This window comes from Geodermatophilus sp. SYSU D00705, from assembly GCF_054050135.1.
Window position 1 is genome coordinate 1 of record NZ_JBJGYT010000032.1, and the last position, 26,413, is coordinate 26,413.

Annotated in this window: 26 protein-coding genes; 13 read left to right on the forward strand and 13 right to left on the reverse strand. The window is 75.3% G+C overall.

Annotation, left to right across the window (positions count from 1 at the left end):
• Positions 1–110: 110 nt before the first annotated feature.
• On the reverse strand, positions 111–1,511 hold the full coding sequence (locus ACI78Q_RS19330; RefSeq protein ID WP_456925064.1) for a nitrate/nitrite transporter: 1,401 nt from the start codon (positions 1,509–1,511) through the stop codon (positions 111–113).
• Between the two features lie 148 nt (positions 1,512–1,659).
• Between ACI78Q_RS19330 and ACI78Q_RS19335 the strand changes: the two genes are divergently transcribed.
• Complete coding sequence (locus tag ACI78Q_RS19335; protein WP_456925065.1) at positions 1,660–2,454, forward strand: hypothetical protein; 795 nt, start codon at positions 1,660–1,662, stop codon at positions 2,452–2,454.
• Between the two features lie 50 nt (positions 2,455–2,504).
• Positions 2,505–3,482: a methyltransferase gene (locus ACI78Q_RS19340; protein WP_456925066.1), complete on the forward strand. Its 978-nt coding sequence runs from the start codon at positions 2,505–2,507 to the stop codon at positions 3,480–3,482.
• A gap of 4 nt (positions 3,483–3,486) precedes the next feature.
• Here ACI78Q_RS19340 and ACI78Q_RS19345 read toward each other — a convergent pair whose 3' ends face one another.
• Positions 3,487–4,116 carry a class I SAM-dependent methyltransferase gene (locus ACI78Q_RS19345; RefSeq protein ID WP_456925067.1) on the reverse strand — a complete coding sequence of 210 codons (630 nt, stop codon included), beginning with the start codon at positions 4,114–4,116 and terminating at the stop codon, positions 3,487–3,489.
• Positions 4,113–5,072, reverse strand: a complete 960-nt coding sequence (locus tag ACI78Q_RS19350) for an NAD(P)/FAD-dependent oxidoreductase (protein ID WP_456925068.1) — start codon at positions 5,070–5,072, stop codon at positions 4,113–4,115. The genes ACI78Q_RS19345 and ACI78Q_RS19350 overlap by 4 nt, the downstream gene beginning before the upstream one ends.
• Before the next feature lie 50 nt (positions 5,073–5,122).
• Here ACI78Q_RS19350 and ACI78Q_RS19355 point away from each other — a divergent pair, with 50 nt between their 5' ends.
• Positions 5,123–5,716, forward strand: coding sequence for a helix-turn-helix domain-containing protein (locus tag ACI78Q_RS19355; RefSeq protein WP_456925069.1), 594 nt, complete (start codon positions 5,123–5,125; stop codon positions 5,714–5,716).
• 124 nt (positions 5,717–5,840) lie between these two features.
• On the opposite strand, the gene ACI78Q_RS19360 is transcribed toward ACI78Q_RS19355, so the two are convergent.
• The 3 genes from ACI78Q_RS19360 to ACI78Q_RS19370 are packed head-to-tail and all read right to left on the reverse strand — an operon-like array spanning position 5,841 to position 11,358.
• Positions 5,841–6,248, reverse strand: a complete 408-nt coding sequence (locus tag ACI78Q_RS19360; RefSeq protein ID WP_456925070.1) for a Rieske (2Fe-2S) protein — start codon at positions 6,246–6,248, stop codon at positions 5,841–5,843.
• The gene (nirB, locus tag ACI78Q_RS19365) at positions 6,245–8,773 is read right to left on the reverse strand and encodes a nitrite reductase large subunit NirB (protein WP_456925071.1); all 2,529 of its coding nucleotides are present in this window, start codon (positions 8,771–8,773) and stop codon (positions 6,245–6,247) included. The genes ACI78Q_RS19360 and nirB overlap by 4 nt, the downstream gene beginning before the upstream one ends.
• Positions 8,773–11,358: a molybdopterin oxidoreductase family protein gene (locus ACI78Q_RS19370; RefSeq protein WP_456925072.1), complete on the reverse strand. Its 2,586-nt coding sequence runs from the start codon at positions 11,356–11,358 to the stop codon at positions 8,773–8,775. Before ACI78Q_RS19370 ends, nirB begins: the two co-directional genes overlap by 1 nt.
• A 203-nt stretch (positions 11,359–11,561) precedes the next feature.
• On the opposite strand from ACI78Q_RS19370, the gene ACI78Q_RS19375 reads away from it, so the two are divergent.
• The 5 genes from ACI78Q_RS19375 to ACI78Q_RS19395 all read left to right on the forward strand — a co-directional run bounded on the left by ACI78Q_RS19375 (position 11,562) and on the right by ACI78Q_RS19395 (position 15,190).
• Positions 11,562–12,494, forward strand: coding sequence for an alpha/beta hydrolase (locus ACI78Q_RS19375; protein WP_456925073.1), 933 nt, complete (start codon positions 11,562–11,564; stop codon positions 12,492–12,494).
• Between the two features lie 72 nt (positions 12,495–12,566).
• Complete coding sequence (locus tag ACI78Q_RS19380; RefSeq protein WP_456925074.1) at positions 12,567–13,196, forward strand: GNAT family N-acetyltransferase; 630 nt, start codon at positions 12,567–12,569, stop codon at positions 13,194–13,196.
• Positions 13,197–13,276: 80 nt separating this feature from the next.
• Positions 13,277–13,630 (forward strand): YciI family protein, encoded by a 354-nt coding sequence (locus ACI78Q_RS19385; RefSeq protein ID WP_456925075.1) that lies wholly within the window; start codon positions 13,277–13,279, stop codon positions 13,628–13,630.
• A 7-nt stretch (positions 13,631–13,637) separates the two neighbouring features.
• Positions 13,638–14,906: an RNA polymerase sigma factor gene (locus ACI78Q_RS19390; protein ID WP_456925076.1), complete on the forward strand. Its 1,269-nt coding sequence runs from the start codon at positions 13,638–13,640 to the stop codon at positions 14,904–14,906.
• A complete protein-coding gene (locus ACI78Q_RS19395; protein ID WP_456925077.1) occupies positions 14,903–15,190 on the forward strand; it encodes a DUF1905 domain-containing protein in 288 nt (95 codons plus the stop codon). Before ACI78Q_RS19390 ends, ACI78Q_RS19395 begins: the two co-directional genes overlap by 4 nt.
• Positions 15,191–15,202: 12 nt before the next feature.
• Here ACI78Q_RS19395 and arfB read toward each other — a convergent pair whose 3' ends face one another.
• The gene (arfB, locus tag ACI78Q_RS19400; protein WP_456925078.1) at positions 15,203–15,643 is read right to left on the reverse strand and encodes an alternative ribosome rescue aminoacyl-tRNA hydrolase ArfB; all 441 of its coding nucleotides are present in this window, start codon (positions 15,641–15,643) and stop codon (positions 15,203–15,205) included.
• A gap of 70 nt (positions 15,644–15,713) precedes the next feature.
• Here arfB and ACI78Q_RS19405 point away from each other — a divergent pair, with 70 nt between their 5' ends.
• Positions 15,714–16,328: a hypothetical protein gene (locus ACI78Q_RS19405; RefSeq protein WP_456925079.1), complete on the forward strand. Its 615-nt coding sequence runs from the start codon at positions 15,714–15,716 to the stop codon at positions 16,326–16,328.
• A 9-nt stretch (positions 16,329–16,337) separates the two neighbouring features.
• Here the strand turns inward: ACI78Q_RS19405 and yidD are convergent, their stop codons facing one another.
• Positions 16,338–16,889, reverse strand: coding sequence for a membrane protein insertion efficiency factor YidD (gene yidD / locus ACI78Q_RS19410; protein ID WP_456925080.1), 552 nt, complete (start codon positions 16,887–16,889; stop codon positions 16,338–16,340).
• Here yidD and mmuM point away from each other — a divergent pair.
• On the forward strand, positions 16,888–17,790 hold the full coding sequence (mmuM, locus tag ACI78Q_RS19415) for a homocysteine S-methyltransferase (protein ID WP_456925081.1): 903 nt from the start codon (positions 16,888–16,890) through the stop codon (positions 17,788–17,790). The two genes, yidD and mmuM, sit on opposite strands and share 2 nt — an antisense overlap.
• A gap of 46 nt (positions 17,791–17,836) precedes the next feature.
• Here mmuM and ACI78Q_RS19420 read toward each other — a convergent pair whose 3' ends face one another.
• The gene (locus ACI78Q_RS19420) at positions 17,837–18,694 is read right to left on the reverse strand and encodes an SDR family oxidoreductase (RefSeq protein ID WP_456925082.1); all 858 of its coding nucleotides are present in this window, start codon (positions 18,692–18,694) and stop codon (positions 17,837–17,839) included.
• A gap of 131 nt (positions 18,695–18,825) precedes the next feature.
• Between ACI78Q_RS19420 and ACI78Q_RS19425 the strand changes: the two genes are divergently transcribed.
• From ACI78Q_RS19425 to ACI78Q_RS19435, 3 genes are all read left to right on the forward strand, one after another.
• A complete protein-coding gene (locus ACI78Q_RS19425) occupies positions 18,826–21,372 on the forward strand; it encodes a DEAD/DEAH box helicase (protein ID WP_456925083.1) in 2,547 nt (848 codons plus the stop codon).
• A 201-nt stretch (positions 21,373–21,573) separates the two neighbouring features.
• Positions 21,574–22,353, forward strand: a complete 780-nt coding sequence (locus ACI78Q_RS19430; protein WP_456925084.1) for a sulfite exporter TauE/SafE family protein — start codon at positions 21,574–21,576, stop codon at positions 22,351–22,353.
• Positions 22,354–22,409: 56 nt separating this feature from the next.
• Positions 22,410–23,177, forward strand: a complete 768-nt coding sequence (locus ACI78Q_RS19435; RefSeq protein WP_456925085.1) for a sulfite exporter TauE/SafE family protein — start codon at positions 22,410–22,412, stop codon at positions 23,175–23,177.
• Positions 23,178–23,207: 30 nt separating this feature from the next.
• Here ACI78Q_RS19435 and ACI78Q_RS19440 read toward each other — a convergent pair whose 3' ends face one another.
• The 4 genes from ACI78Q_RS19440 to ACI78Q_RS19455 all read right to left on the reverse strand — a co-directional run bounded on the left by ACI78Q_RS19440 (position 23,208) and on the right by ACI78Q_RS19455 (position 26,404).
• Positions 23,208–23,879, reverse strand: a complete 672-nt coding sequence (locus ACI78Q_RS19440; protein WP_456925086.1) for a hypothetical protein — start codon at positions 23,877–23,879, stop codon at positions 23,208–23,210.
• 68 nt (positions 23,880–23,947) lie between these two features.
• Positions 23,948–25,621, reverse strand: coding sequence for an alpha-amylase family protein (locus tag ACI78Q_RS19445; RefSeq protein ID WP_456925087.1), 1,674 nt, complete (start codon positions 25,619–25,621; stop codon positions 23,948–23,950).
• A 58-nt stretch (positions 25,622–25,679) separates the two neighbouring features.
• Positions 25,680–26,204 (reverse strand): GNAT family N-acetyltransferase, encoded by a 525-nt coding sequence (locus ACI78Q_RS19450; RefSeq protein ID WP_456925088.1) that lies wholly within the window; start codon positions 26,202–26,204, stop codon positions 25,680–25,682.
• A 29-nt stretch (positions 26,205–26,233) separates the two neighbouring features.
• Positions 26,234–26,404, reverse strand: coding sequence for a hypothetical protein (locus ACI78Q_RS19455; RefSeq protein WP_456925089.1), 171 nt, complete (start codon positions 26,402–26,404; stop codon positions 26,234–26,236).
• Positions 26,405–26,413 lie beyond the last annotated feature (9 nt).

Genomic DNA, 26,413 nt, shown 5'->3' on the forward strand with positions numbered 1-26,413 from the left:
GGGGGTGGGGGGTGTTTTTGCGGGGGTTTGTGGGGGGCGGGAGTGGGGGGCGGGGTGCGGCCGGCCCCCCCCCCCCCCCCCCCCCCCCCCCCCCCCCCCCCCGCTGCGGCTCAGACGCCGGCCATCGGGGCGCGCGGACGCAGGTAGACCGTCCAGGTCACGGCCAGGCAGGCGACGTAGAAGGCGATGAACACCAGGTAGGCCGAGTCGCCGGTGCCGGTGGTGAGGAACGACTGGCGGAAGGCCAGGTTCACCAGCACACCGCCGAAGGCGCCCACCGCGCCGGCGATGCCGATGAGCGCACCGGACATGCGCAGCGCGTGCCGGTCGGCGGCCGCGGAGTCGACGCCGGCGGCGACCTGCTGCTGGGCCTGGGTGCGGAAGATCGCCGGGATCATCTTGTAGGTCGACCCGTTGCCGATGCCGCTGAGCACGAACAGCGCCACGAAGCCGACGACGAACAGCGGCAGCGACCCCAGCCGGCTCGCCGTCCACACGGTCGCGGCACCGGCCGCCATGGCCACGAAGTTCCAGAAGGTGATGCGCGCGCCGCCGAAGCGGTCGGCCAGCGAGCCGCCGAGCGGCCGGATCAGCGAGCCGAGCAGCGGGCCCAGCCAGGTCAGGGACGCCGCGGCCAGCGGGGTGGCGAAGGAGCCGGCGAACTGGTTCTGCAGCACCTGGCCGAAGGCGAACCCGAAGCCGATGAACGAGCCGAAGGTGCCGATGTAGAGGAACGCCATGATCCAGGTGTGCTGCTCGCGGGTCGCCTCCCGCATGGCTCGCGGCTGGTTGCGCGCCGTCGTCAGGTTGTCCATGACCAGCGCGGCGCCCACGGCGGCGGCGACGACCAGCGGGACGTAGACCAGCAGGACCAGCCGCGGGTGCTGCACGCCCGCCGTGGCCAGCACGAGCAGCCCGACCAGCTGGATCACCGGGACGCCGAGGTTGCCGCCGCCGGCGTTGAGGCCCAGCGCCCAGCCCTTGAGCCGGTCGGGGTAGAAGGCGTTGATGTTGGCCATCGAGCTGGCGAAGTTGCCGCCGCCGACGCCGGCCAGGCAGCTGACGACCAGCAGCGTGGTGTAGGAGACGCCGGGCTCGAGGACGACGGCGGTGGCGATGGTCGGGATGAGCAGCAGCGAGGCGCTGACGATCGTCCAGTTCCGGCCGCCGAACGTGGCGACGGCGAAGGTGTAGGGCAGCCGGACGAAGGCCCCCAGCGCCGTGGGCAGGGTGGTGAGCAGGAACTTCCCGGCCGGGTCGATGCCGTAGACGGCCTCCGGGAGGAACAGGACGAGCACCGACCACAGGCTCCAGATCGAGAAGCCCACGTGCTCGGAGAACACGGAGAAGAACAGGTTGCGGCGGGCGACCCGCTTGCCGGTGGACTCCCAGAAGGCGGGGTCCTCGGGGCGCCAGTCGTCGATCCAGCGCCCGGACGACCGGGGCGGGGCGGCGACCGGCGCGGTCGCCGGCGGGGCGGGAGGTGGCGTCGTGGAGGCGGGGGCGGCCATGACACCGAACGGTGGCGGCCCGGCGTTCCTCCTCCGTTGCCGCCGGGATGAACCCGTGTTCCGTTGTGCTCACCGTCGCTGACCCGCTGTGGTGAGCCCGGGACGGCAGCGGGTGCACGGGCGGCCCCGGACCGGCGAAGATCACCGGGTGACCGCCACCGAGGACTCCCCCGCCACCGGCCGTGCGCTGCTCGAGGCCGGCGCCGTGGTCGCGGGCTCGATGAGCCGGGCCGCCGCCGCGGTCGTGTTCCCCGGCGCCGGGCCGGCCCCGGCCGTGCGGCTGGACGAGCGGCTGGCCGGCTGCCTGCGGACGGCGGCGGCGGAGGCCACCGCGCTGCCGCAACCCCGCGAGCGGGCGCGGGCCGGGGCGGTCCTGGCGTTCGCCGTGGAGCACGCGGCGTCCCTGGCCCGCACCGGCCGCCCGGTCCGGGACGACGAGTTCTTCACCCCCCGCTCCGGCGGGCGCTCGGCCGCCGACGAGGTGACCGAGGCCGTCGTCGCCGCCGCCCGCGCGTCGGTGGAGGAGCGGCGGGTCCGCCACCTGGGCTACCTGCTGGCCGAGGTGGCCGCCTCCCCCGACCTCGACCCCGCCCTGGTGGACCGCGCGCTGCGGGCAGCGGCCGGCCTGTCGTGGCGGCAGCTGGCGGTGCTGGCCGGCGTGGGCCGCCGGGAGCGCGCGCCGCTGCCCATGACGCCGCTGCCCGACGAGCCCCGCGCGTGGACCGCGTGGGGCGCCCGGGAGGACGTCGCCGACCTGCAGCGCGCCGGCCTGCTCGACCCGCCGCCGGCCCAGCCGCGCCCCGGCGGCGCGGCCCTCCCCCGGCTGCGGCCGGCCGACCTGCGGCTCACCCGCCGCGGCGTGCTGGTGCACCGGCTGCTGGCGCTGGGCTTCGTGCGGGACGACGACGTGGCCGCGGCGCTCGCGGAGCTCCAGCCGGCCTGACCGCCCGGACTCGTTGTCGGCGCCCCCGGCCGGGTGCCAGCATGGTCGGCGTGCCCGGCTCCGCGGCCGACAGGCTGGCCCGGCTGGCCGACGGCTACCTGGTGACCCAGCTGCTGCACGTCGCGGTCGCCCTGGGCGTCCCGCAGGCACTGGCCGGCGGACCGCGCGACGCCGGGGACCTCGCCCGCGAGCTGGGCGCCGACCCGGCCGCCCTGCACCGGGTGCTGCGCGGACTGGCCGCCGAGGAGGTGCTCGGCGAGCTCCCCGACGGCCGGTTCGCCCTCGGGGAGACCGGGGAGCTCCTGCAGGACGGCGTCCCGGGGTCGCTGCGCGGCGCCGTGACCGCGCGCGCCGAGCTCTACTACCGGGCGGCCGCCGGGTTGCTCGAGGCCGTCCGCACCGGCGGCACGCCCTTCGACGTCGTCCACGGCCGGCCGTTCTTCGACCACCTCGCCGCGGCCCCGGACCGGCTCGCCGCCTTCCGCGCGTCGATGGCCGACCGCTCCGCCCGCGAGGCCGGCGCGGTGGTCGACGCCTACGACACCACCCGCTTCAGCTCGGTGGTCGACGTCGGCGGCGGCAGCGGGACGCTGCTGCGCGCGGTCCGTGCGCAGGCGCCGTCGGCGGACGTCGTGCTGTTCGACCAGCCCGGCGTCGTGGCCGGCTCGGACCTGCCGGCGGTCGGCGGCGACTTCTTCGAGGTGGTGCCCGGCGGCGCCGACGCCTACCTGCTGTCCCGGGTGCTGCACGACTGGGACGACGAGGACGCCGTCCGCGTGCTGCGGACCTGCCGGGCGGCCATGCGACCGGACTCCGTCCTGCTCGTGGTCGAGGCCGTCCTCCCCGAGCGGGCCGTCGACGACCCGGCCGCGGTGCGGATGGACCTGCACATGCTCGTCCTGCTGCACGGCCGGGAGCGGACCGCCGCCGAGTACGCCGCCCTGCTGGAGGAGGCCGGCCTCCGCCTGGTCACCGACGTCCCCACCGCGGCGGGCGTCCACGTGCTGGAGGCCCGTCCCGCGGCGTGACCGGTTACCGCGCTCCCGGCCGGCGGCGCGCCACGAGCACGGTGTCCGGCGCCGGGTTGCCCGACCGCGCGATGGCCGCCGGGTCGCGGTCCCGGGCCTCCGCGACGACGTCCCGCCACTGCGCGCGGTCGAGCACCGCCGCGACGTCCTGCGCGGTGTACAGCAGGTCGGGATCGTGGTGGTGCGGGTCGCCGGCGCCCTCGCCGAGCAGGTGGCCGACGACGAGCAGCGTCCCGCCCGGCGCGACCGCCCCGGCGAGCCGCGCGAACAGCGCCGGGCGGTCGGGTCCGTGCGAGTGCAGGTAGTGCGCCGTGACCAGGTCGAATCCGCCCGCCGGCGGCGTCCAGTCGTCCAGGTCGGCGTGCAGCCACGTGATGCGGTCGTCGAGCCCGCGGGCGCGCGCGTGGGCGGCGGCGCGCTCCAGCGCGACGGCGGAGAAGTCCACCGCGGTCACGCGCCAGCCCCGCTCCGCGAGCCACAGGGCATCGGCGCCCTCACCGCACCCGGCGTCCAGAGCGGTGCCGGGCGGCAGCACGCTGCCCTCGACGACGAGCTGCCGGTTCGGGCGGCCGCTCCACAGCGCCGGGGCCGACCGGTAGAGCTCGTCGTAGGTCCCGCGGTCGACCGCCCTCATGCCGCCACGCCCCGGTGCGCCGCGACGGCCGCGCGGGCGTCCTCGGCCACGAGGTCCGCGTTGATCATGGCGCCGGCCCGCATCCCGGCGGCGGCGGAGACCACCACCTGCGCGCTGAGGTCGGACACGTTGCCCGCGACCCACACGCCCGGCACGGCGGTCGCTCCGGTGGGATCGGCCGGCACGACGCTGCCGATGACGGAGCCGCTCATCTCCTGGTCGACCGCCGGGACACCCAGCGACTCCAGCACGCCGGCGCGCGCGGTGAAGCGCGGCGCCACCACCAGGGCCGACCGCGCGACCACCTCGCCGGTGGCGAGCCGGACGCCGGTGAGCCGGTCGTCGGTCACCTCGACCCCGGTCACCTCCGTGTCGACCACCCGGACGCCCAGGGCGGCCAACTGCTCGGCCTGCTCGGGTGCGAGCCCGGGCCCGGTGTGCCGGAAGAAGACCACGTCCGCGCTGAGCTGCCGGAACAGCAGCGCCTGGTGCACCGCGTTCGGACCGGTGGCGAGGATGCCGATCGCCTGGTCGCGCACCTCCCAGCCGTGGCAGAACGGGCAGTGCAGCACGTCGCGCCCCCACCGCTGCGCCAGCCCCGGCAGGTCGGGCAACTCGTCGACCAGGCCGGTGGTGACCAGCAGCCGACGTGCCGACACCTCGCGGTCGCCGTCGAGGGTCACGCGGAACGACCCGTCGTCCTCACGCCGCGCGGCGGTGACCACCCCGCGGACGACCTCCCCTCCGTAACCGACCAGTTCGGCCCGCCCGTCGGCGAGCAGGTCGGCGGGGCGGGCGCCCTCCCGGCCCAGGTAGTTGTGCACGCCGGAGGCCGGCGCGTTCCGCGGCTGCCCCGCATCGACCACCAGGACCGTGCGCCGCGACCGCGCCAGGGCCACCGCCCCGCTCAGCCCCGCGGCGCCACCACCGATCACCACGACGTCGTATCTGCTCATGACGCCACCGTCCCCCCTACGCATCCGCCTCGGCAAGTACGGTTGCCGCTATGGCAAAGACGGACGAGCCTGCGGTCGACGACGTTCTGGAGTCGGTGGGCCCGCGGCTGCGCGCGCTGCGGACCGAACGCGACCTGACGCTGGCGGCGGTGTCCGCCACGACCGGGGTGTCGATCAGCACGCTGTCCCGGTTGGAGTCCGGGCAGCGCCGGCCGACGCTGGAACTGCTGCTCCCCCTGGCCCGGGCCTACCAGGTGGCGCTGGACGACCTGGTGGACACGCCCCCCACGGGCGACCCGCGTGTGCAGCAGAGCCCGTTCGAGCACGAGGGCGTGACGATGGTGCCGCTGACCCGCCAGAGCGGGGGGCTGCAGGCCTACAAGCAGACGTTCCCCCCGCGCTCGCGCACCGGTGACATGGAACAGAAGACGCACGAGGGCTTCGAGTGGCTCTACGTGCTCTCCGGCCGCCTGCGGCTGCTGCTCGGCGCGCGCGACTTCGTGCTCTCCGCCGGCGAGGTGGTCGAGTTCGACACCCGGGTGCCCCACGCCTTCGGCAACCCGTTCCCGGAACCGGCCGAGGTGCTCAGCCTGTTCGGGCCGCAGGGCGAGCGCATGCACGTCCGCGCGCGCCCCCGGCAGTGACCTGCCGGTGTCGATCATGGGGTTGTCGTCGCCGACACCGGCGGACACACCGCAGCGGGCGGCAACGACCCCATGATCACGAGCGGGGCGGGTGGAGCGGGTCGAGCCGCTCCCGGCCCGGACGTCAGACCTCGACCACCAGGTCGCCGTCGACGTCGCGCACCGGGTGGACGCGGATCGGCGCGGCCCCGGAGGTGGAGGCGCCGTCGGACCACCGGTAGGCGTACAGGTGCAGCGGGCAGACGAGCACGTCGACGTCGGTCTGCCCGTCGGCCAGCGGCCCGCCGGCGTGCGGGCAGGCCGCCTGGGTGGCGTGCAGCGAGCCGTCGCGCAGCCGGAAGACCGCGACCTGCACGCCACCGGCGACGAACGCCCGCCCCTCGCCCAGGGGGACGTCGGACACCCTCCCCACGGTGTGCGGCACCCCGCGGGACGGCGCGGCCGGACCGGGGGTCGTGACCTGCGTCGCCGGGCTGCCGGTGTCCGTGCCGGGCGTGGTGGGCCGGGCGGCCTCGAGGTGCGGCGCGCTCATCGGACCGGCACCTTCGGCAGCGGGATCAGTGGGAGGGCCGGCCGGAACTGGCCGGGGGTGGCCGGCTCGCCGCCGTCCTGGCCCCACGGGTCGCGGTAGGCGTCGACCGAGCGCTGCATGGCGGCGTCGAGGTCGGCGACGATGCCCTCGCTGTCCTCCAGCAGCACCGCCTTGATCCGGTCCAGGCCGATGCGCGGCACGAAGTCGTAGGTGCGCTCGAGCCAGTTGGCGTTCTCGCGGTAGTACTGCATGAACCGCCCGGCCAGCTCGATCACGGCAGACGGTGAGTCGACGGTGGCCAGCAGGTCGCCCTTGCGGACGGTGGCCCCGGCGGCGCCCCCCACGTACACCTCCCACTTCCCGTTGCCGATCGCCACGACGCCGACGTCCTTCACGTAGGCCTCGGCGCAGTTGCGGGGGCAGCCGACCACGGCGAGCTTCATCTTCGCCGGGCTCTCGATGCCCTGGAACCGCGTCTCCAGGTCGATGCCGAGCTGGGTGGAGTCGCCGAGCCCGAAGCGGCAGAAGTCGCTGCCCACGCAGGTCTTCACGGTGCGCATGCTCTTGCCGTAGGCGTAGCCCGACGACATGCCGAGGTCGGCCCACATGGCCGGCAGGTCCTCCTTGCGCACGCCGAGCAGGTCGATCCGCTGCCCGCCGGTCACCTTGACCATCGGCACCTCGTACTTCTCGGCGACGTCGGCGATGCGGCGCAGCTGGGCCGGGGTGGTCACCCCGCCCTTCATCTGCGGGACGACGGAGAAGGTGCCGTCGCGCTGGATGTTGGCGTGGACGCGGTCGTTGATGAACTCGCCGTCCTTCTCGGGGACGAAGTCGACGCCCCAGAGCATCTTGAGCAGCGAGGTGAGGCCCATCTTGGACCTGGCGTCCTCCTTGCCCCCGGGGGCGAGCGCGGCGAAGACGGCCGAGACGCTGCGCAGGTCCTGCTCCCGGACGGCGGCGACGAGGTCCGGCTTGGTCATGGGGATGCCGGGCACGTAGTAGGAGGCGGCCGGGTCCTCGGTGAGGTCGCCGTCGGCGGCCCACTCGACGATCTGCTCCACCAGCGACTTGCAGGAGCCGCAGCCCTTGCCGGCGCGGGTGCGGTCCATGACGCCGCCGAGGGCGGTGCAGCCGTCGGCGACGACGTCGCAGATCGCCTGCTTGGTGACGCCGTTGCAGTTGCACACCTGCGACTCGCCGGGCATCTCGGCGACGCCGACCTCCTCGGCGCCGTCGGAGAGGTCGACCAGCAGCCGGATCCGCTCCTCCGGCAGCGGGGCACCCCGGTCGAAGGCCTGGGTGAGGAAGGCGACCTTGCGGGTGTCGCCGAGCAGGGTGGCACCGATGAGCTGGTCGTCCCGGATCACCACCGACAGGTGCACGCCCCGCTTGGGCTCGGAGATGACCAGGAACTCGTCGTCGTCCCGCTCCGGGGTGTTGATCCCCATGGTGGCGACGTCGACCCCGGCCACCTTGAGCTTGGTCGCCGTCCGGCTGCCGTGGTACTCCGCGTCGGGGTCGGTGCCGGTCAGGACGTCGGCGAGCACCCTGGCGTGCTCCCACGCCGGGGCGACCAGGCCGTAGACCTCGCCGCGGTGCTGCGCGCACTCACCGATCGCGTAGACGTCGGGCTCGTCGGTGCGCAGCTGGTCGTCGACGACGACCGCCCGCTGCACCTCCAGCCCGGAGCGGACGGCGAGGTCGGTGTTGGGCCGGACGCCGGCGGCGACGACCAGCAGGTCGCAGTCCAGGCGGCCGTCCTCCAGCAGCACCCCCTCCACGTGCCCGTCACCGAGGACCTCGGTGGCCAGGACGTCGAGGTGCACGGTGATGCCGAGGGACGCCACGCTCCGCTCGAGGACGGCCCCGGCCTCACGGGAGAGCTGGGCGTTCATCAGCCACGGCGCGGCGTGCACGAGCTCGACGTCCAGCCCGTGGCCCTGCAGTGCCCGCGCCGCCTCCAGCCCGAGCAGCCCACCGCCCATGACCACGGCCCGCCGGCAGCGGCCGGTCGCCTCGAGCATCGCGCGGGTCTCGTCGATGGTGCGGAAGCCGTACACGCCGGGCAGCAGGCCGCCGTCGGCGGTGCGCACGCCGGCCATCGGCGGGATGAACGAGCTGCTGCCGGTGGCGAGCACCAGGTGGTCGTAGGCGGTGACCGACCCGTCGGAGCCGTGCACGGCCTTGGCGGCGACGTCGATCCGCTCGACCCGGACGCCGGCGCGCAGGGTGACCCCGTTGTCGGCGTACCAGTCGTGGCTGTTGAGGACGATGTCGTCCTCGTGCGACTCCCCGGCCAGCACCGGCGAGAGCATGATCCGGTTGTAGTTGCCGTGCGGCTCGTCACCGAAGACGGTGATCCGGAACTGCTCCCGGCCGCCGCGCTCGAGGACCTCCTCCACGAACCGGGCGCCGGCCATGCCGTTGCCCACGACGACCAGCGAGGCACGCTCGTCGAACTCGTCGACGTCGAACCGGAACGAGGTCAGGCCCTCCGGACGGCCTCCCAGCACCGCAGTCATCAGACCTCCACCAGCCCGAGGTCGACGACCAGCTCACCGGTGACGCCGATCGGCGCGGCCGCGTGCAGCTCGACCAGGGTGCCGCCGGGGAGGTCCTCGACCACCCGCAGCGGCACGTGCACGTCGCCCTTGGCGCCGATCGGGAACCAGCGCATCGGCACCCCGTCGCGCACGAGCAGCACGTAGACCAGCTCGCCGGTGCTGTTGCCGCCGCGGAAGTACAGCGCCTGCGCGCTGGCGCCGTTCGGCACGGTGTAGCGCAGCGCGGGGGCGACCGGGCCCGGCTTGTCCAGGCCCTCCCCGGTGATCGGGTAGACGCCTTGCAGGAAGCGTGGGGTGCTCTTCACGCGGGGGGTCCTCCTCCGGGACGGGGTCCGTGGCTCGGGGGTCGAGGGCGACTGGTGGGGGCGGGGCTCGGGCTGGGTGGCGGCGTCGGGGGCCGGCAGCCGCTCGCCGGGGCGGTCGACCCGGGTCACGGCGACCGCGCAGACCTTGAAGGCGGGCATCCGGCTCACCGGGTCCAGCGCCGGGTCGGTGAGCGCGTTGGCCGCCGAGGCGCCGCCCCAGTGGAAGGGCGCGAAGACGACGTCGGGCCGGATGTCCTCGGTCAGGTGCGCCGAGAACCGGGCCCGGCCCCGGCGGGTGGCCAGCTCGACGACGTCGTCCGGGCCGACGCCGAGGCGGCGGGCCAGGTCGGGGTGCAGCTCGGCGCGCGGCAGGGGCGCGATCAGCTGGAGGCTGCGGGAGCGCCGGGTCTGGGTGCCCGACTGGTACTGGGCCAGCACCCGGCCGGTGGTGAGGACGTACGGGTACTCGGCGTCGGGCCGCTCGGCGGCCTCGACGTGCTCGACGCGCAGGAACCGGGCGCGGCCGTCGGGGGTGGCGAAGCGCTCGGTGAACAGCCGCGGCGTGCCGGGGTGCCCGGGTGCGGGGCAGGGCCAGAACACGCCCTGCTCGTCGTCGATGCGCCGGTAGCTGATGCCGGAGTAGTCGGCCGCTCCCCCGGCGCTCGCGCGGCCGAGCTCGGCGAAGACCGTCTCGGGATCGGCGCTGAACCTCTCGCCCACCCCGAGCCGGGCGGCCAGCTCCGCCAGCAGCTGCAGGTCGTCGCGGACCCCGTCGGGCGGGTCGAGGGCGCGCCGGCGGCGGATGACCCGGCCCTCGACGTTGGTCATCGTCCCGTCCTCCTCGGCCCACATGGCGCTGGGCAGGACCACGTCGGCCAGCTCGGCGGTCTCGGAGAGGAAGAAGTCGCTGACGGCGAGGAAGTCCAGGTCGCCCAGCCGGCTCATCACCCGGCGGGCGTCCGGCGCGGAGACCGCGACGTTGGAGGCGAGCACCAGCAGCGTGCGGACGCCGCCGTCGGTGCCGAGCGCGTCGAGCAGCTCGAACGCGCTGCGGCCGGGCCCGGGCAGGTCGTCGGGGTCGACGCCCCACACCGCGGCCACGTGCCGGCGCGCCGCCGGGTCGGAGATGCTGCGGTAGCCGGGCAGCTGGTCGGCCTTCTGGCCGTGCTCGCGGCCGCCCTGCCCGTTGCCCTGGCCGGTGACCGTGGCCCAGCCACTGCCCTCCCGGCCGGGGAGCCCCAGGGCCAGCGCCAGGTTGATCCAGGCCTGGGTGGTGTCGGTGCCGCTGCGGTGCTGCTCGGCCCCGCGGGCGGTCAGGACGATCGCGCGCTCCGCCCGGGCCAGCGCGAAGACGGTGCGCCGCTGGTCGGCGACCGGCACGCCGGTCAGCCGCTCCACCCGGTCGGGCCAGTGGCCGGCGGCGCCGGCCCGGACGTCGTCGAAGCCGGTGGTGCGCGCGGCGATGTACTCCTCGTCGGCCAGTCCCTCGGCGAGCGCGATGTGCAGCAGGCCGTTGGCCAGCGCGAGGTCGGTGCCGGGCAACGGCTGCAGGTGCAGGGCGGCGTTGCGGGCGGTCGCCGTCCGCCGGGGGTCGACGACGACGTGCTGTGCCCCGCGGGCCCGGCCCTCGTCGAAGTACTGCATCGCCGGGGGCATGGTGTCGGCGGGGTTGGAGCCGACCAGGACGACGACGTCGGCGGCGGCGATGTCGCTCAGGGGGAACGGCATGCCGCGGTCGAGGCCGAACGCGCGGTTGGCCGCGCCCGCCGCCGAGGACATGCAGAACCGGCCGTTGTAGTCGATGGCGGAGGTGCGCAGCGCGACCCGCGCGAACTTGCCGAACTGGTAGGCCTGCTCGTTGGTCAGCCCGCCGCCGCCGAAGCACCCCACCGCGTCGCGGCCGTGCACCGCCTGGGTTCGCTCGATCGCGGCCACGACCCGGCCCAGCGCCTCGTCCCACGTCGACTCGACCAGGGGGCTGGTGCGGTCGCCGGGAACGGCCCGGACCAGCGGGCGGGTCAGGCGCTCCGGGTGGTCGAGCAGCTCGGTCGCCGACCAGCCCTTGGAGCACAGCCCACCCCGGTTGGTCGGGAAGTCGGCCGGCTGGAGGGTGGCCGGCCGGTCGCCGGCGGTCATGGTGATGCCGCACTGCAGCGAGCAGTACGGGCAGTGGGTGGCGGTGGTGCGGGTGTGCGGGCCGACCCCGGCGAGGGCTCCGGGGAGGGCGGTGGCGGTCACGGCACCGAGGGTCGTGGGCGCCGGTTTCCCGACCGCGGCATCGGCGTCAAGCCTGCGTTCCGGGCGCCTCACCGCCGTCCCGGGACGGTTGTGCGGTGAGACCTTCCCGTCGCTCCGCGGTGTGACCTAGGTTACGAGGCCCCGACGCCGGGCCTGTCCGAGGCCGCCGGCGTCACTGTCAGCAGACCCGCAGGAGGAAACCCGTGCCGCTGCACTCACAGACCGCCGGACTGCTCGCCGCGATGGAGGCGCAGGGCGCCCCCGACTTCGCCGAGCTGTCGGTGTCCCAGGCCCGCGAGGTGGCGGCCACGTTCAAGGGCCTGCAGGGCCCGCTGGTCCAGGTGGCCTCGGTCCGCGACCGCACGGTCCCCGGGCCGGCCGGCGCGCTGCCGATCCGCATCTACACCCCGAACGGCAGCCCCCGCGGCGTGCTCGTGTACTTCCACGGCGGCGGCTGGGTGATCGGCAACATCGAGATCGCCGACGCACCGTGCCGTGCGCTGGCCGACGCCGCCGGCTGCGTCGTGGTGTCCGCCCAGTACCGGCTGGCGCCCGAGTCGGCCTACCCCGCCGCCCCCGAGGACTGCTACGCGGTCACCCAGTGGGTGGCCGAGCACCAGGCCGAGCTCGTCGCCGAACCGGCGGGGATCGTGGTGGCCGGCGACAGCGCGGGCGGGAACCTGGCCGCGGCCGTCGCCCTCATGGCGCGCGACCGGGGCGGCCCGGAGATCGCCTTCCAGGCGCTGATCTACCCGGCGACCGACCTCAACACCTTCGAGACCGAGTCCTACGCGCAGAACGCCGAGGGCTACCTGCTGACGGCCAACTCCATGCGCTGGTTCCGCGACCACTACTTCGTCGACGAGGCCCAGGCCAAGGAGCCCTACGCCTCCCCCGCGCTGGCCGACGACCACTCCGGGCTGCCGCCGGCGTTCATCGCGGTCGCCGAGTTCGACCCGCTGCGAGACGACGGCACCCGCTACGCCAAGCTGCTGGAGGAGGCCGGCGTCCCGGCCACGCTCAAGCGCTACGACGGGCAGATCCACGGCATCTTCTGGCTGTGCGAGGCCTGCAGTGAGGGCTTCCAGCCGCTGCTGGCCGACCTGTCGAAGGCCGTGCGGGAAGCCCTGAAGTGAGCCCGGGCCCCGCCGGCCGCGCCTGCGTGCCCGGCCGGCGGGGCGCCCGGCCCTGGGTGGTGGGATGGGCGGGTGAGTGAGCCGACCGTCCGGATCGGGGCCCCGTCGGTGCGGCCCGCCGAGCAGCGCGACGTCCCCCGGATCGCCGCCACGCTGACCGTGGCGCTGGCCGACTCCCGCTGGACCCGCTGGGCGCTGCCGGAGGACGGCCGCGTGCAGCGGCTCACCCGGCTGCACGAGCTGGACGCCGGGCACCGCTCGGTGGCCACCGGCACCGGCTGGGTCACCGAGGACGTCTCCGCGGTCGCGACCTGGGAGGCCCCGCCCGGCGCCCCCGGCACCGCACCGCTGCCGGCCGACGTCTCCGCCGCGCTGGCCCGCGAGCTGCCGTACCTGGCCGGCCCGCACGCCGGCCGCGTGGCCCGCACCCGGGAGCTGGTGGACGCCGCCCGCCCGGCGCAGCCGCACTGGTGGTTGACCCACCTGGGCACCCGGCCCAGCAGCCGCCGCCGGGGCATGGCCACCGCCCTGCTGCGCCCGGTGCTCGACCGCTGCGACGGCGAGGGCGTGCTCGCCGCGGCGGCGGTCTACACCTGGGCCGCCGCCCGCTTCCTCCGCGGCTCGGGCTTCGAGGTCGACCAGGCCCTGCACACCGCGGACGACGAGCTGCCGCTGTGGCTGCTGGTCCGGCAGCCCGGCTGAGTGTCGATCCGGGGCTCCCTCGTTCGTACAGGGGGTGAGCGGCCGGCGAGTGGCCGGCCGCGGACCCGAGGAGGACGACGATGGCGCAGTACCTGCTGACGATCTACCAGCCCGACGGCGAGGTGCCCCCGCCGGAGTTCCTGGAGCCGGTGATGCGCGAGCTCGCGATGCTCAACGAGGAGATGCGTGACGCCGGCGTGTGGGTCTTCGCCGCCGGCCTGCACCCGGCGGAGACCGCGACCGTGCTGCGGAGTGAGGGCGACGAGGTGCTCATGACCGACGGCCCGTACGTCGAGGCCAAGGAGCACGTCGGCGGCTTCACCGTGATCGACGTCCCGGACCTCGACGCCGCCCTCGAGTGGGGCCGCCGGCTGGCCCGCGTCCTCGCGTCGCTGCCGATCGAGGTACGCCCGTTCGCCGACGGCGACCGCTGACCGCGTCGTGACCGACCCGGCCACCGCGCAGGTCGAGCGGGTGTTCCGCGAGTCCGCCGGCCGCGCGGTCGCCGTCCTGACCCGCCTCCTCGGCGACATCGACGCCGCCGAGGAGGCGGTGCAGGACGCCTTCGCCACCGCGATCGCGCGCTGGCCGGCCGAGGGGGTACCGCCGAGCCCGGCCGGCTGGATCCTCACCACCGCCCGGAACCGGGCCGTCGACCGGCTGCGCCGCGAGTCCACCCGGGACGCCCGGCACCGCGCCGCGGCCCTGCTGCACGACCCCGGCCCCCCGCCCGAGGAGGGCGCCGTGCGCGACGACCGGCTGCGCCTGCTCTTCACCTGCTGCCACCCCGCCCTGGCCCCCGCCGCGCGGGTCGCCCTGACGCTGCGGCTGGTCGGCGGGCTGACCACGGCCGAGATCGCGCACGCCTTCCTGGTGCCCGAGGCGACGATGGCCCAGCGGCTGGTGCGGGCCAAGCGGAAGATCCGGGCCGCGCGGATCCCCTACCGGGTGCCGGCCGAGGCCGACCTCCCCGACCGGCTGCGCGGCGTCCTCGCCGTGGTCGCGCTGATCGCCACCGAGGGCCACACGGCGACCTCCGGGGACCACCTGGCCCGTCCCGACCTGGCCGCCGAGGCGATCCGGCTGGCCCGCGAGCTGGCCGAGCTGGTGCCTGACGAGCCCGAGGTGCTGGGGCTGCTGGCGCTGGTGCTGCTGGTGGAGTCCCGGCGCGCCGCCCGGGTCTCGCCGGACGGCGGCCTCGTGCCGCTGCCGGAGCAGGACCGCCGGCTCTGGGACGCCGCGCTGGTCGCCGAGGGCCAGGCGCTGGTGCGGCGCTGCCTGCGGCGCAACGCCCCCGGCCCGTACCAGCTGCAGGCGGCGATCCAGGCGGTGCACAGCGCCGCGCCCACCGCCGCGGACACCGACTGGCGGCAGGTGCTGGCCCTGTACGACCAACTGGCGGCCCTGGCGCCGGGCCCGGTGGTCGCGCTCAACCGGGCGGTGGCGCTGGCCGAGGTCGAGGGGCCGGCCGCCGCCCTGGCCGAGGTGGAGGCGCTCGACCTGCCGCACCACCTGCTGCCCGCCGTCCGCGCCGACCTGCTCCGGCGGCTGGGCCGCACCGCCGAGGCGGCCGCCGCCTACACCGAGGCGATCGCGCGGACCGGCAACGCCGCCGAGCGGGCGTTCCTGGAGCGGCGCCGCGCGATGAGTTCGGGGCGGGACGCCGGTCCAACCCGCGAGATCCCCGACCCGAGGAGCACCGCACCGTGACCACACCGTTCCCCCAGCCGCTCGACGTCACCTTCACCGCGCCGATCGAGAAGGACGGGGCGTTCCCGACCTACCTGACCGTGCCGGGGTCGCCGGAGCTGCTGGGGACGCGCCGCGCGGTCAAGGTCGCCGGCACCACCGACGGCCACCCCTTCGCCGCCACGCTGATGCCGTCGGGCAGCGGGCCGCACTGGCTGCCGCTGCGGGCGGCCATCTGCCGGGCCATCGGCAAGGACGCCGCCGGGGAGCAGGTGACCGTGCACCTGCAGCAGCGGTTCAGCTGACGCCCGGGTGCCCTAGTCCCAGGATCGGCGCTGCTTCTTGAGCTCACCGCGCTGCTTCTTGGCCTGGATCCGCCGCTCCTGGGAGCCCCGCGTGGGCCTGGTCCGCCGCCGGGCCGGCGGTGGCGGGGCGAGCGCGGCGCGGAGGACGGCGGCCAGCCGGTCGCGGGCGGCCTGCCGGTTGCGCAACTGCTGGCGGTGCTCGCTGGCGGCCACGGTCAGGACGCCGTCCACCAGGCGGGTGCCGAGCCGCGCGGCCAGCCGCTGCCGCTGGGCGTCGCTCAGCCCGGGCAGCTCGAGCGGGGCCACCGACAGCTCGACCCGCGAGTCGGCGGTGTTGACCCCCTGGCCGCCGGGCCCCGACGAGCGGGAGAAGCGCCAGCCGAGGGCGGCCGCGGGCACGACGAGGGAACCGGTGACGGGCAGGTCACCGGAGGCGTCGTCGACCGCGGGCACATCACCAGTCTGGCGGAACCCACCGCCCGCCGAGGCCGCACGGGGTCCTCCGGGTGCCACGCTGCGCGCCGTGACCGACGCATCGGGGACGACCGCGCCGCCCGGACCGGGACCGGTGGGCGGCGTCGCGGCCGTGCTGACCGTGGCGGCCGCCGTCGTGGGTGCCCTCCCGTGGCCGTCCCCCGAACGGACCCGCTCGGGCTGGCAGGTCGCCGACGTCCCGCCGTCCCTGTGGGGGCTGGTGGTGGGGGCGGCCCTGCTGTGCCTGGTGGCGGCCGGGCTCCTGGTCCGGCCCCGATCGCTGCCGGGGCGCCTCGCCCCTGTCACCTTCTGGCTGGTCTGCCTGGCGTCGGTGTTCGCCCTCGGGTGGGACGCGCTGTACGCGGCCGCCCTGTCCGACGGTACCTCCGGCGCGGTCATCCCGGTCTTCCACTGGCTGTTCACCTCCGTGCCCGCGTTCGTCGTCGGGCTGGCGGTGCGGGACGCCGGTCCCCGGACGCAGCTGCGGACGACCCTGGGCACCGCGGTGGTGACCCTGCCGCTGTTCACCCTCGGCTGGGCGCTGCTGGCCCCGCCGTGGGCGTCGGACACGGCCCGGGACGCGCTCCTGACCACCGCCGTCCTGGGCGTCGTCCCGCTGTCCCTCGCGGTCGCGCTGACCCGGGCCGGCGTCCGCCGTCCCTGACCCGGTCCCTCAGGCGGCAGCCGGCACCGGGTCGGCGCCGCCGCGCACGCCGGGCCGGCAGCGCAGCAGCCGGCGCAGCGTGAGCCACGTACCGCGGCAGGCGCCGTGCTGCTCCAGCGCCTCGACGGCGTAGGCCGAGCAGGTGGGCTCGAACCGGCAGGACGGCGGCCGCCTCGGGCTGACCTCCCGCTGGTAGACGCGGACGGCGGCGACCAGGCGGTCCCTGACGCGGGTGCCGCGCCGGCCGGTGCCGGCCGCGTGCACGTGCCGCACGGTGGTCGGCACCAGGAACAACCCGTCGACGCCACAGCCGATGGCGTTGGCCAGGCAGCAGCCGGTGTTGAGGAACAGCAGGTCGCGCAGGCAGGAGTCGTTGCCGCCGCGGTACCCGCGCCCGTAGCCGGGCGGCGGGCCGTACCCGCGGCGGTGGCCGCGCCCGTACCCGGGGCCGTAGCCCGGGCCCATGCCGCGGTACCCGCCCCGCGGGCGCCGTCGCGGACCCCAGCCGCTGCTCCAGATGAACACCATGGCCTGCCAGTACCGCGGGAGGATCGGGACCATGCCTCCGCTCTCCCTGGCCGCGGCGCTGGCCGACGGTCCGGTGGTGCTCGACGGCGGGCTGGCCACGCGGCTGGAGTCCCAGGGCGCCGACCTGTCCTCGGCGCTGTGGTCCGCGCGGCTGCTGCGCGACGACCCCGGTGCGGTCGTGGCCGCGCACGCCGCGTTCGCCGCGGCCGGTGCGCAGGTGGCGACCACGGCCACCTACCAGGCCTCGGTACAGGGCTTCGCCGCGGCGGGCGTGCCGGCCGCACAGGCGCGGGCGCTGATGGCGCGGTCGGTGCAGCTGGCCCGTCGTGGTGCGCCGGGAGCATGGGTCGCGGGGTCGGTGGGCCCGTACGGGGCGGTGCTGGCCGACGGGTCGGAGTACACCGGCGCCTACTGCGACTCGATGACCGTCGCGGACCTGCGGGCGTTCCACCGGCCGCGGATGGCGCTGCTGGCCGAGGCGGGCACCGACGTCCTGGCCTGCGAGACGGTGCCCGCGGCCGCGGAGGCCGAGGCGCTGGTGGCCGAGGCCGACGCGCTCGGCGTCCCGGTGTGGCTCTCGCTCACCACGGTGGTCGACGGCGGCGGCGTCGTCCGCACCCGCCGCGGCGAGCGGGCCGAGGCGGTGTTCGCCCTCGCCGCGGGTGTCGGCGCGGTGGTCGCGGTGGGGGTCAACTGCACCGCGCCGTCCGCCGTCGGGCCCTCCCTCGCCGCCGCCGCGGCAGCCGGCACGCCGCTGGTCGCCTACCCCAACAGCGGCGAGGGGTGGGACGCGGCGGCCCGGCGCTGGACCGGGTCGCCCGGCGTCCCTGCCGGTGACGTGCCGGGCTGGCTGGACGCCGGCGCCCGGCTGGTCGGCGGCTGCTGCCGGGTGACCCCCGCCGACGTCGCCCGGATCGCCGCCGCGGTGCGCTGAGCGGAGTCGCTCGAGCGCGATCCCCGCGCTCGAGCGACTCCGGGGCTCACAGGATCGGCTTGCCCCCGGTGACCGCCACGCGGGCACCCGAGACGTACGAGGCCTCGTCGCTGGCCAGCAGCACGTAGACCGGTGCGAGCTCGGCGGGCTGGCCGGGCCGGCCGATCGGCACCTGCTGGCCGAAGCTCTCCACCTTCTCCTCGTCCATGGTGGCCGGGATCAGCGGCGTCCAGATCGGGCCGGGCGCGACGCTGTTGGCCCGGATCCCCTTGTCCGCGTACATCTGCGCCAGCGACGCGGTGAAGTTGGCGATGCCGGCCTTGGTCATCGCGTAGGCGATCAGGTGCGGGCTCGGGTTGTCGGAGTTGACCGACGAGGAGTTGATGATCGACGCGCCCGGCTGCATGTGCGGGATGGCGTCCTTGCACAGGGTGAACATCGCCGAGAGGTTGAGCGCGACGGTGTGGTCCCACTCGTCGTCGGAGATCTCCTCCAGCGTCGGGTGGCTCATCTGGAACGCGGCGTTGTTCACCAGGACGTCGATCCTCCCGAACGCCTCGACGGCCTGGGGGATGATCGTCTTGGCGTGCGCCCGGTCGGCGAGGTCGCCGGGCACGAGCACGCACCTGCGGCCGGCCTCCTCGACGTACTTCTTGGTGTCCTCGGCGTCCTCGTGCTCGTTCAGGTAGGAGATCAGGACGTCGGCCCCCTCGCGGGCGAAGGCGATCGCGACCGCGCGGCCGATGCCGCTGTCCCCGCCGGTGATGACCGCCGCCTTGCCGGTGAGCCGGCCGGAGCCGCGGTAGCTCTCCTCCCCGTGGTCGGGCTTGGGCTGCATCTCCCCCAGCGTGCCGGGGACGTCCTGCTGCTGGGCGGGCTGGGACTCGGGGCGGGGTGAAGACACGTCGTCGTCCTCCTGGTTCGCGGGCGGGTCTGGTGCCGCCTACCCCCGCCGTCGGCTACGGAACCGGACGGCCCGCCGGGAAGGGCCGTGCCGCGGGAAGGGAAGGCGCGTCAGGCACGCTGTCCCCCACGATGACCGCGACCGCCCCTCCCCTCCTCGACGACCCCAGCGACCTCGCCGCCCTCCGTGCGCGCGGCGCCGACCCCGACGAGCTGTTCACCTCCTTCGCCGCGTGGGCCGAGGGGAACGGCACCGTGCTGTACCCGGCGCAGGAGGAGGCGCTGATCGAGCTGGTCAGCGGCGCCAACGTCGTGCTCGCGACGCCGACCGGCTCGGGCAAGTCGCTGGTGGCCACCGGTGCGCAGTACGCGGCGCTGGCCGCGGGACGGCGGAGCTGGTACACCGCGCCGATCAAGGCGCTGGTCAGTGAGAAGTTCTTCGCGCTGTGCGGGGTCTTCGGCGCGGAGAACGTCGGCATGCTGACCGGTGACGCGGCGGTCAACCGGGACGCCCCGATCATCGCCTGCACCGCCGAGGTGCTGGCCAACATCGCGCTGCGCGAGGGTGCGGACGCCGACGTCGGCCTCGTGGTCATGGACGAGTTCCACTTCTACGGCGACCCGGACCGCGGCTGGGCCTGGCAGGTGCCGCTGCTGGAGCTGCCGAAGGCGCAGTTCCTGCTGATGAGCGCCACCCTCGGCGACACCACCTGGCTGCGCGAGGACCTCACCCGACGCACCGGCCGGCCCACCGCCCTGGTCGCCAACGCCGAGCGCCCGGTGCCGCTCCACCACTACTACGCGACGACCCCGATGCACGAGACGATCCAGGAGCTGCTGGACACCCGGCAGGCGCCGGTCTACGTCGTCCACTTCACCCAGGCCTCCGCGCTGGAGCGGGCGCAGGCGCTGATGAGCGTCAACGTGTGCAGCAAGGAGGAGAAGGCCGCGATCGCCGAGATGATCGGCGGCTTCCGCTTCACCTCCTCCTTCGGGACGACGCTGTCGCGGCTGGTCCGCCACGGCATCGGCGTCCACCACGCGGGGATGCTGCCCAAGTACCGGCGGCTGGTGGAGCAGCTGGCCCAGGCCGGGCTGCTCAAGGTCATCTGCGGCACCGACACCCTCGGCGTGGGCATCAACGTGCCGATCCGCACCGTGGTGTTCTCCGCGCTGTCCAAGTACGACGGCACCCGCACGCGGCTGCTCAACGCCCGCGAGTTCCACCAGATCGCCGGCCGGGCGGGGCGGGCCGGCTACGACACCGCCGGCACCGTCGTCGTCCAGGCGCCCGAGCACGAGGTGGAGAACCTCAAGCAGTTCGCCAAGGTCGCCGACGACCCGAAGAAGCGCCGCAAGCTGGTGCGCCGCAAGGCACCCGAGGGCATGGTGCCGTGGTCCGAGGCGACCATGAACCGGCTGGTCGCGGCCGATCCCGAGCCGCTGACCAGCAACATGCGGGTGTCGACGGCGATGGTGCTCGACGTCGTCGACCGCCCCGGCGATCCGTTCGTCGCGATGCGCCGGCTGCTCACCGAGAACCACGAGCCCCGCAAGCGGCAGCTGCGGCACATCCGCGAGGCGATCGGCATCGCCCGCTCGCTGCTGCAGGCCGGCGTGCTGGAGCGGCTGCCGGAGCCCGAGCCCGACGGCCGGCGCTACGACCTGACCGTCGACCTGCCCCCGGACTTCGCGCTCAACCAGCCGCTGTCGACCTTCGCGCTGGCCGCGATCGAGCTGCTCGACCCGGCGAGCGACACCTACGCGCTCGACGTCGTGAGCGTCATCGAGGCCACCCTCGACGACCCCCGGCAGGTCCTCGCCGCACAGCTGAACAAGGCCAAGGGCGAGGCGGTGGCCCAGATGAAGGCCGAGGGCGTGGAGTACGAGGAGCGGATGGAGCTGCTCGAGGGCATCACGTACCCGAAGCCGCTGGAGGAGCTGCTCGGGCACGCCTTCGAGGTCTACGTGCGCAGCAACCCGTGGGCGGCCGACGCGCACCTGTCGCCGAAGGCCGTCGTCCGCGAGATGTGGGAGCGGGCCTCCACCTTCCGGGAGTTCGTCAACACCTACGGGCTCACCCGGTCCGAGGGCGCGGTGCTGCGGTACCTGTCCGACGCGTTCAAGGCGCTGCGCTCCGGCGTCCCGACGGCGGCGCGCACGGAGGAGGCCACCGACCTCGTCGAGTGGCTGGGCGAGCTGGTCCGGCAGGTCGACTCCTCGCTGCTGGACGAGTGGGAGCAGCTCACCTCGCCCGACCAGCCGCTGGACGAGCCGGTCGCCGTCCCGGCCCGGCCGCGGCCGCTCACCGGCAACGAGCGGGCGTTCACCGCGATGGTCCGCAACGCGCTGTTCCGCCGGGTGGAGCTGTGGGCCCGCCGCCGCTGGTACGACCTCGGCGAGCTCGACCGCGGCTCCGGGTGGGACGCCGACCGCTGGGGCGAGGTCGTGCAGGCCTACTTCGCCGAGCACGACGAGGTGAACACCGGCGCCGACGCCCGCGGTCCCGCCCTCCTGGTCTGGGACAAGAGCGAGCCCGGGGTGTGGCGGGTGCGGCAGATCGTCGACGACCCCGCGGGCGACCACGACTGGGGCATCGACGTGGCGGTCGACCTCGACGCCTCCGACGAGGAGGGCCACGTCGTCCTCCGCGTGGAGGACGCCGGCCGCAAGGACTGAGTTCCTGCGGTCCTCCCCCGTCGCCCGTCGATCTCTCCCCCGCTGTCGATCATGGGGTTGTCGCGGGCGGCACGGGCGGACACGCCCTGAGCAGCGGCAGCAACACCATGACCGACACGGGTGGGGGCGGAGCGGCCGCATGAGCGGGGTCACACCCCCGCCGGCGGCGCCCCGGCCGCTGCGCGTGCCACGCTCGACGCGATGACCGGGTGGGAGATGGTCGCGGTGGCCGCGGCGGGGATGGCCGCCGGGAGCATCAACGCCGTCGTCGGCTCGGGCACGCTGGTCACCTTCCCGGTGCTGCTGGCCGTCGGCCTGCCGCCGGTCACCGCGACGGTCAGCAACTCCCTCGGCCTGGTGCCGGGCAACCTGACCGGCTCGATCGGCTACCGGCGCGAGCTCGCCGGCCAGCGCGGCCTCCTGATGCGGCTGCTGCCCGCCTCGGTGCTGGGCGCGCTGACCGGTGCGTTCCTGCTGCTGCACCTGCCGGCGGCGGCGTTCGAGGCGGTGGTGCCGGTCCTGGTCGGGCTGGCCGTCGTGCTGGTCGCCGTCCAGCCGCTGGTGCAGCGAGCCCTGGCCCGCCGCCGCGCCGAGGACGCCGGCCCGCAGCGGATCGGCCGCGGCCGGCTGACCGCCCTCTTCGCCGGCGCCTACGCCACCGGCAGCTACGGCGGCTACTTCGCGGCCAGCCAGGGCGTGCTGCAGATCGGCGTCTTCGGCCTGCTGCTGCACGAGCCGCTGCAGCGGCTCAACGCGATCAAGAACGTGCTGACGCTGGCGGTCAACGCCGTCGCCGCGGGGGCCTACGTCGTGGTCGCCACCGACCGCGTCGACTGGACGGCGGCCGCCCTGGTCGCCGGCGGCTCCCTCCTCGGCGGCTGGACCGGCGCGCGCTTCGGCCGGCGGCTGCCCGCCCCCGTGCTGCGGACGGCGATCGTCGCGCTGGGCTGCGTGGCCATCGCGGTGCTGCTGACCCGGTGAGCTGAACCGCCCGGGATGGCAGGCAAGCTGACGGACGTGACGGGAGCAGGCGAGCGGTGACCGTGCCGGAGTTCGGGTTCCTCGTCCTGGCCGGCATCGGCGCCGGGCTGACCGGCAGCATCGCGGGCCTCGCCTCCCTGATCAGCTACCCGGCGCTGCTGGCCACCGGCATCGCGCCGGTCACGGCCAACGTCACCAACACCGTCTCGCTGGTGCTCAACAGCGTGGGCGCGGTCAGCGCCTCCCGCCCGGAGCTGCGGGGCCAGGGACGGCGGCTGCTGCGGCTGGGGACCGGCGCGGTGCTCGGCGGCGTCGCGGGGGCCGCGCTGCTGCTGCTGACCCCCTCGGAGGCGTTCGAGGCGATCGTGCCGTGGCTGATCGGCGGGGCCTCGATCGCCATGCTGCTGCAGCGGCCGCCGCGGGAGCTCGCCGAGGAGGGCGCCCGGGCCCACCCGACCCACCGCGACCCGTGGTGGCTGCCGCTGGGCACGTTCGCGGTGGGCGTCTACGGCGGCTACTTCGGCGCCGCGGCCGGGGTGATGATGCTGGCGATGTTCCTGCTCACCACGGGCGAGGGGCTCCCGATCGGGAACGCGCTGAAGAACGTGGTGCTCGGCATGGCCAACGCGGTGGCCGCCGTCGGCTTCGTCCTGCTCACCGACGTCGCCTGGTCGGCGGCGCTGCCCCTGGCGATCGGGCTGTTCCTCGGCGGCCGGATCGGGCCGCGCGTGGTCCGCCGCGCCCCGCAGACCGCGCTGCGCCGCATCATCGCCGTCGCGGGGATCGGACTGGCGGTGCACCTGGCGGTGCAGGCCTACACGTGAGCGGCGGTCCGCTCAGGTGGTCGCCGCTGCTCAGGCGACGTAGGCGGCGAGGAACAGCACGAACGCGCTGGACAGCAGGAGCAGCCGGGCCGGGGTGAGGCCGTTGATGAGGTTCGCGGTGGCCTCCACCCAGGCCGGCCGGATGCCCGCCTCGCGCGCACCCCGGCGGACCAGCCGCACCTCGTCGGCCAGCAGCGCACCGGCCGCGCCGAGCATCGTCAGCCCGACGGTGAGGAACACCAGCGCCAGCCGCTCGCTGAACGCCTCGGCCACCCCACCGAGCAGGAGCGAGACGACGATGCCCGCGACCAGGCCGAGGAGGGCACCGGCCACCGGCGCCCACGGGCCCATCCGGGTCAGGGTCCCGGGCCGGCGGGGACCGATCCGCGGCCGCCCCGTCACCGGCGTCGTCGGCTGGTGCCCCTCGGCCGCCGGGGCACCAGCCGGGGCGGGCGCCGGAGCCGGGACGGGCGGCTCCGGCGCCGGGGGCTGCACCGGGGCCGGCGGCTGCGTCGACGGGGGCACGGCGGTGGCGCCCGCGGCGGTCGCGCCCTCGAGACCCGGGAACGGCACCGGCGGCGGACCGGTCTCGATCGGCCCGGTGACCGTCGGGCCGGGCGGGGTCGGCTCTCCGGAGGGGACGGCGCCGGACACGGGCAGCTCGGCGGTCGGCGGGGTCGGGGTGCGGGGTGCCTCGGTCATCGGTGCCACGCTAGGCGGCCCGGGCGACACCGCGGTGTCGACACGTCGACGTGTCGACGCATCGATCCTCACACCAGCCGGCGGCTACCGGGAGCGACCACCCGCAGCCAGCGGTACCCGTAACCGCCGAGCGCCAGCTCCACCCCGCCCTTGTCGTCCACCTGTTCCTCACCGGGCTGGAGCAGGTCCACCAGCCGGTGCCCCGAGCCGCACTCCGGCAGGGAGAGCGGCACCGTGCGGGGCTCGGGTCCGAGGTTGTGGACGGCGACCAGAGTGCCGTCGTCCCAGCTGCACAGGTGGGCCAGCACCTCGGGGTGCGGCTGCTCGAGCACGTCGTAGGTCCCCCAGCCGAGCTCCGGGGACTCCCGGTAGCGCCGGATGAGCAGCTTCATGAACGACAGCAGCGAGTCCGGGTCGTGCCGCTGGTCGGCGACGTTGACGAACTCCGGGGCGAACCCGCCGTCGACCACGGGGCCGGGCAGCAGGGTGGGGTCCTCGACGGTCGAGAACCCGCCGTTGCGGCCCGACGTCCACTGCATCGGCGTCCGGACGGCGAGGCGGCCCTCGGCGTCGAGGTCCTCCCCCATGCCGATCTCCTCCCCGTAGAACAGCACCGGGGTGCCGGGCAGGGAGAACAGCAGGCTGTAGACCATGCGGACCCGCCGCGGGTCGCCGTCCAGCATCGGCGGCAGCCGGCGCCGCAGCCCCCGGCCGTAGACCTGCATCCGCTCCTCGGGGCCGAACGCGGCGAAGACCTCCTGCCGCTCGTCGTCGGAGAGCTTGTCGAGGGTGAGCTCGTCGTGGTTGCGGACGAAGGTGGCCCACTGGCTGTCCGGGCTCACCGCGGGGCGCTCGGAGAGCGCGCGGCTGACCGGGCCGGCATCGGCGCGGGCCAGCGACAGGTACAGCGCCTGCATCCCGACGAAGTCGAACAGCATGGTCAGCTCGTCGCCGTCGGCACCGCCGAAGAACTCGACCTGCTGCTCGTGCGGCAGGTTGACCTCGCCGAGCAGGATCCCGTCGCCGGTGCGGCGGCCGAGCAACGAGCGCAGCGCCCGCAGGTACTGGTGCGGGTCGGGCAGCTCCCCGGCGTCCTCCGGCTGCACCTCGAGGAAGAACGGGACGGCGTCGACGCGGAACCCGGACAGGCCCAGCTGCAGCCAGAAGCCCATGATCTTGGCGACCTCGTCGCGCACCCGGGGGTCGGCCACGTTCAGGTCGGGCTGCTCCTTGTAGAAGCGGTGCTGGTACCACTCCCCGGTCGGCTCGTTGTAGGTCCAGGTGCTCTGCTCCTGGTCGGGGAAGACCACCTGGTCGGAGGTGTCCGGCGGCTCGTCGTCGCGCCAGACGTAGAAGTCGTGGTACGGGTCGTCCCGGCTCTGCCGGGCACGCTGGAACCACGGGTGCTGGACCGAGGTGTGGTTGACCACGAGGTCGACGATCACCCGCATGCCGCGGTCGTTCGCCGTCCGCACCACCTCCACCAGGTCACCGTGGGTGCCCAGTCGCGGGTCGACGCCGTAGAAGTCGGTGATGTCGTAGCCGTCGTCGCGCTCGGCGGTCGGGTAGAAGGGCATCAGCCACAGGCAGGTGACGCCGAGGTCGGCGAGGTGGTCGATGCGCTGGGCGAGGCCGGCGAAGTCGCCGCAGCCGTCGCCGTTCCAGTCCAGGTAGGTCTCGACGTCCAGGCAGTAGACGACGGCGGTCTTCCACCAGAGATCGCTGGTGTCGGTGATCCGCATGGCGGCGTCCTCTCGTCGGGGGCTGCCGTCGTCCCTACCGCACTCCGGCGCGCCGCGCTCAGTCCGCCGGCTCGTTGAGCAGCTGGAACAGCAGGTGGTCCTGCCAGCGCCCGGCGATGCGCAGGTACCGCGGCGCGAAGCCGATCCGCTCGAACCGGTTGCGCCGCAGCACCCGCTGCGAGGCGGAGTTGTGCACGAGGGTGCCGGCCTGCAGCCGGTGCAGGCCGGCCTCGCCGAAGGCCAGTCCCACCATGGCGGCCACCGCGGCGGTGGCCACGCCGCGACCGGTGACGTGCTCGCTGACCCAGTAGCCGAGGTCTCCGGACAGGAACGAGCCACGGACGACGTTGTTGACGTTGACCCGCCCGGCCGGCTCGCCGTCGACGAGCACCACACCGGGCAGGACGGCGCCCTGCCGGTACCGCTCGAGGGTGCGGCGGGCCTCGGCGCGCTGGACGTCCTCGGTGAAGTACTCGTCGGGGCGCTGCGGGTCCCACGGCGCGAGGAACTCCCGGTTGGCGACCAGCAGCCGGGTCAGCGCGGGGACGTCGTCCTCGGTGAGCGCGCGCACGGTGACGTCCACGCCCTCGCACCCTAGGGGACCGGCCGGGGTCACTCGCCCAGCTTCTCCAGCAGGACGGCCACGCGCACCCGGGCCTCGGCGAGCCCCGGCCGGCCGGTGCGGGCGTGCCGATCGAGCAGCTCCCGGGCCCGGCGCAGCTCCACGGCCGGCATCGGCTCCCGCGCGTTGACCCGCCGGATGAGGTCGTCCACGTCGGTCATCTCGTCCCC

What these genes read in the sequence shown, in the direction of transcription:
- ACI78Q_RS19385 (WP_456925075.1), top strand. Translation starts at nt 13,277, where the DNA reads ATGGCGCAGTACCTGCTGACGATCTACCAGCCCGACGGCGAGGTGCCC.
- ACI78Q_RS19445 (WP_456925087.1), bottom strand. Translation starts at nt 25,621, where the DNA reads ATGCGGATCACCGACACCAGCGATCTCTGGTGGAAGACCGCCGTCGTC.
- ACI78Q_RS19330 (WP_456925064.1), bottom strand. Translation starts at nt 1,511, where the DNA reads ATGGCCGCCCCCGCCTCCACGACGCCACCTCCCGCCCCGCCGGCGACC.
- ACI78Q_RS19345 (WP_456925067.1), bottom strand. Translation starts at nt 4,116, where the DNA reads ATGAGGGCGGTCGACCGCGGGACCTACGACGAGCTCTACCGGTCGGCC.
- ACI78Q_RS19360 (WP_456925070.1), bottom strand. Translation starts at nt 6,248, where the DNA reads ATGAGCGCGCCGCACCTCGAGGCCGCCCGGCCCACCACGCCCGGCACG.
- nirB (WP_456925071.1), bottom strand. Translation starts at nt 8,773, where the DNA reads ATGACTGCGGTGCTGGGAGGCCGTCCGGAGGGCCTGACCTCGTTCCGG.
- ACI78Q_RS19455 (WP_456925089.1), bottom strand. Translation starts at nt 26,404, where the DNA reads ATGACCGACGTGGACGACCTCATCCGGCGGGTCAACGCGCGGGAGCCG.
- ACI78Q_RS19440 (WP_456925086.1), bottom strand. Translation starts at nt 23,879, where the DNA reads ATGACCGAGGCACCCCGCACCCCGACCCCGCCGACCGCCGAGCTGCCC.
- ACI78Q_RS19430 (WP_456925084.1), top strand. Translation starts at nt 21,574, where the DNA reads ATGACCGGGTGGGAGATGGTCGCGGTGGCCGCGGCGGGGATGGCCGCC.
- ACI78Q_RS19355 (WP_456925069.1), top strand. Translation starts at nt 5,123, where the DNA reads ATGGCAAAGACGGACGAGCCTGCGGTCGACGACGTTCTGGAGTCGGTG.
- yidD (WP_456925080.1), bottom strand. Translation starts at nt 16,889, where the DNA reads ATGGTCCCGATCCTCCCGCGGTACTGGCAGGCCATGGTGTTCATCTGG.
- ACI78Q_RS19425 (WP_456925083.1), top strand. Translation starts at nt 18,826, where the DNA reads ATGACCGCGACCGCCCCTCCCCTCCTCGACGACCCCAGCGACCTCGCC.
- ACI78Q_RS19350 (WP_456925068.1), bottom strand. Translation starts at nt 5,072, where the DNA reads ATGAGCAGATACGACGTCGTGGTGATCGGTGGTGGCGCCGCGGGGCTG.
- mmuM (WP_456925081.1), top strand. Translation starts at nt 16,888, where the DNA reads ATGCCTCCGCTCTCCCTGGCCGCGGCGCTGGCCGACGGTCCGGTGGTG.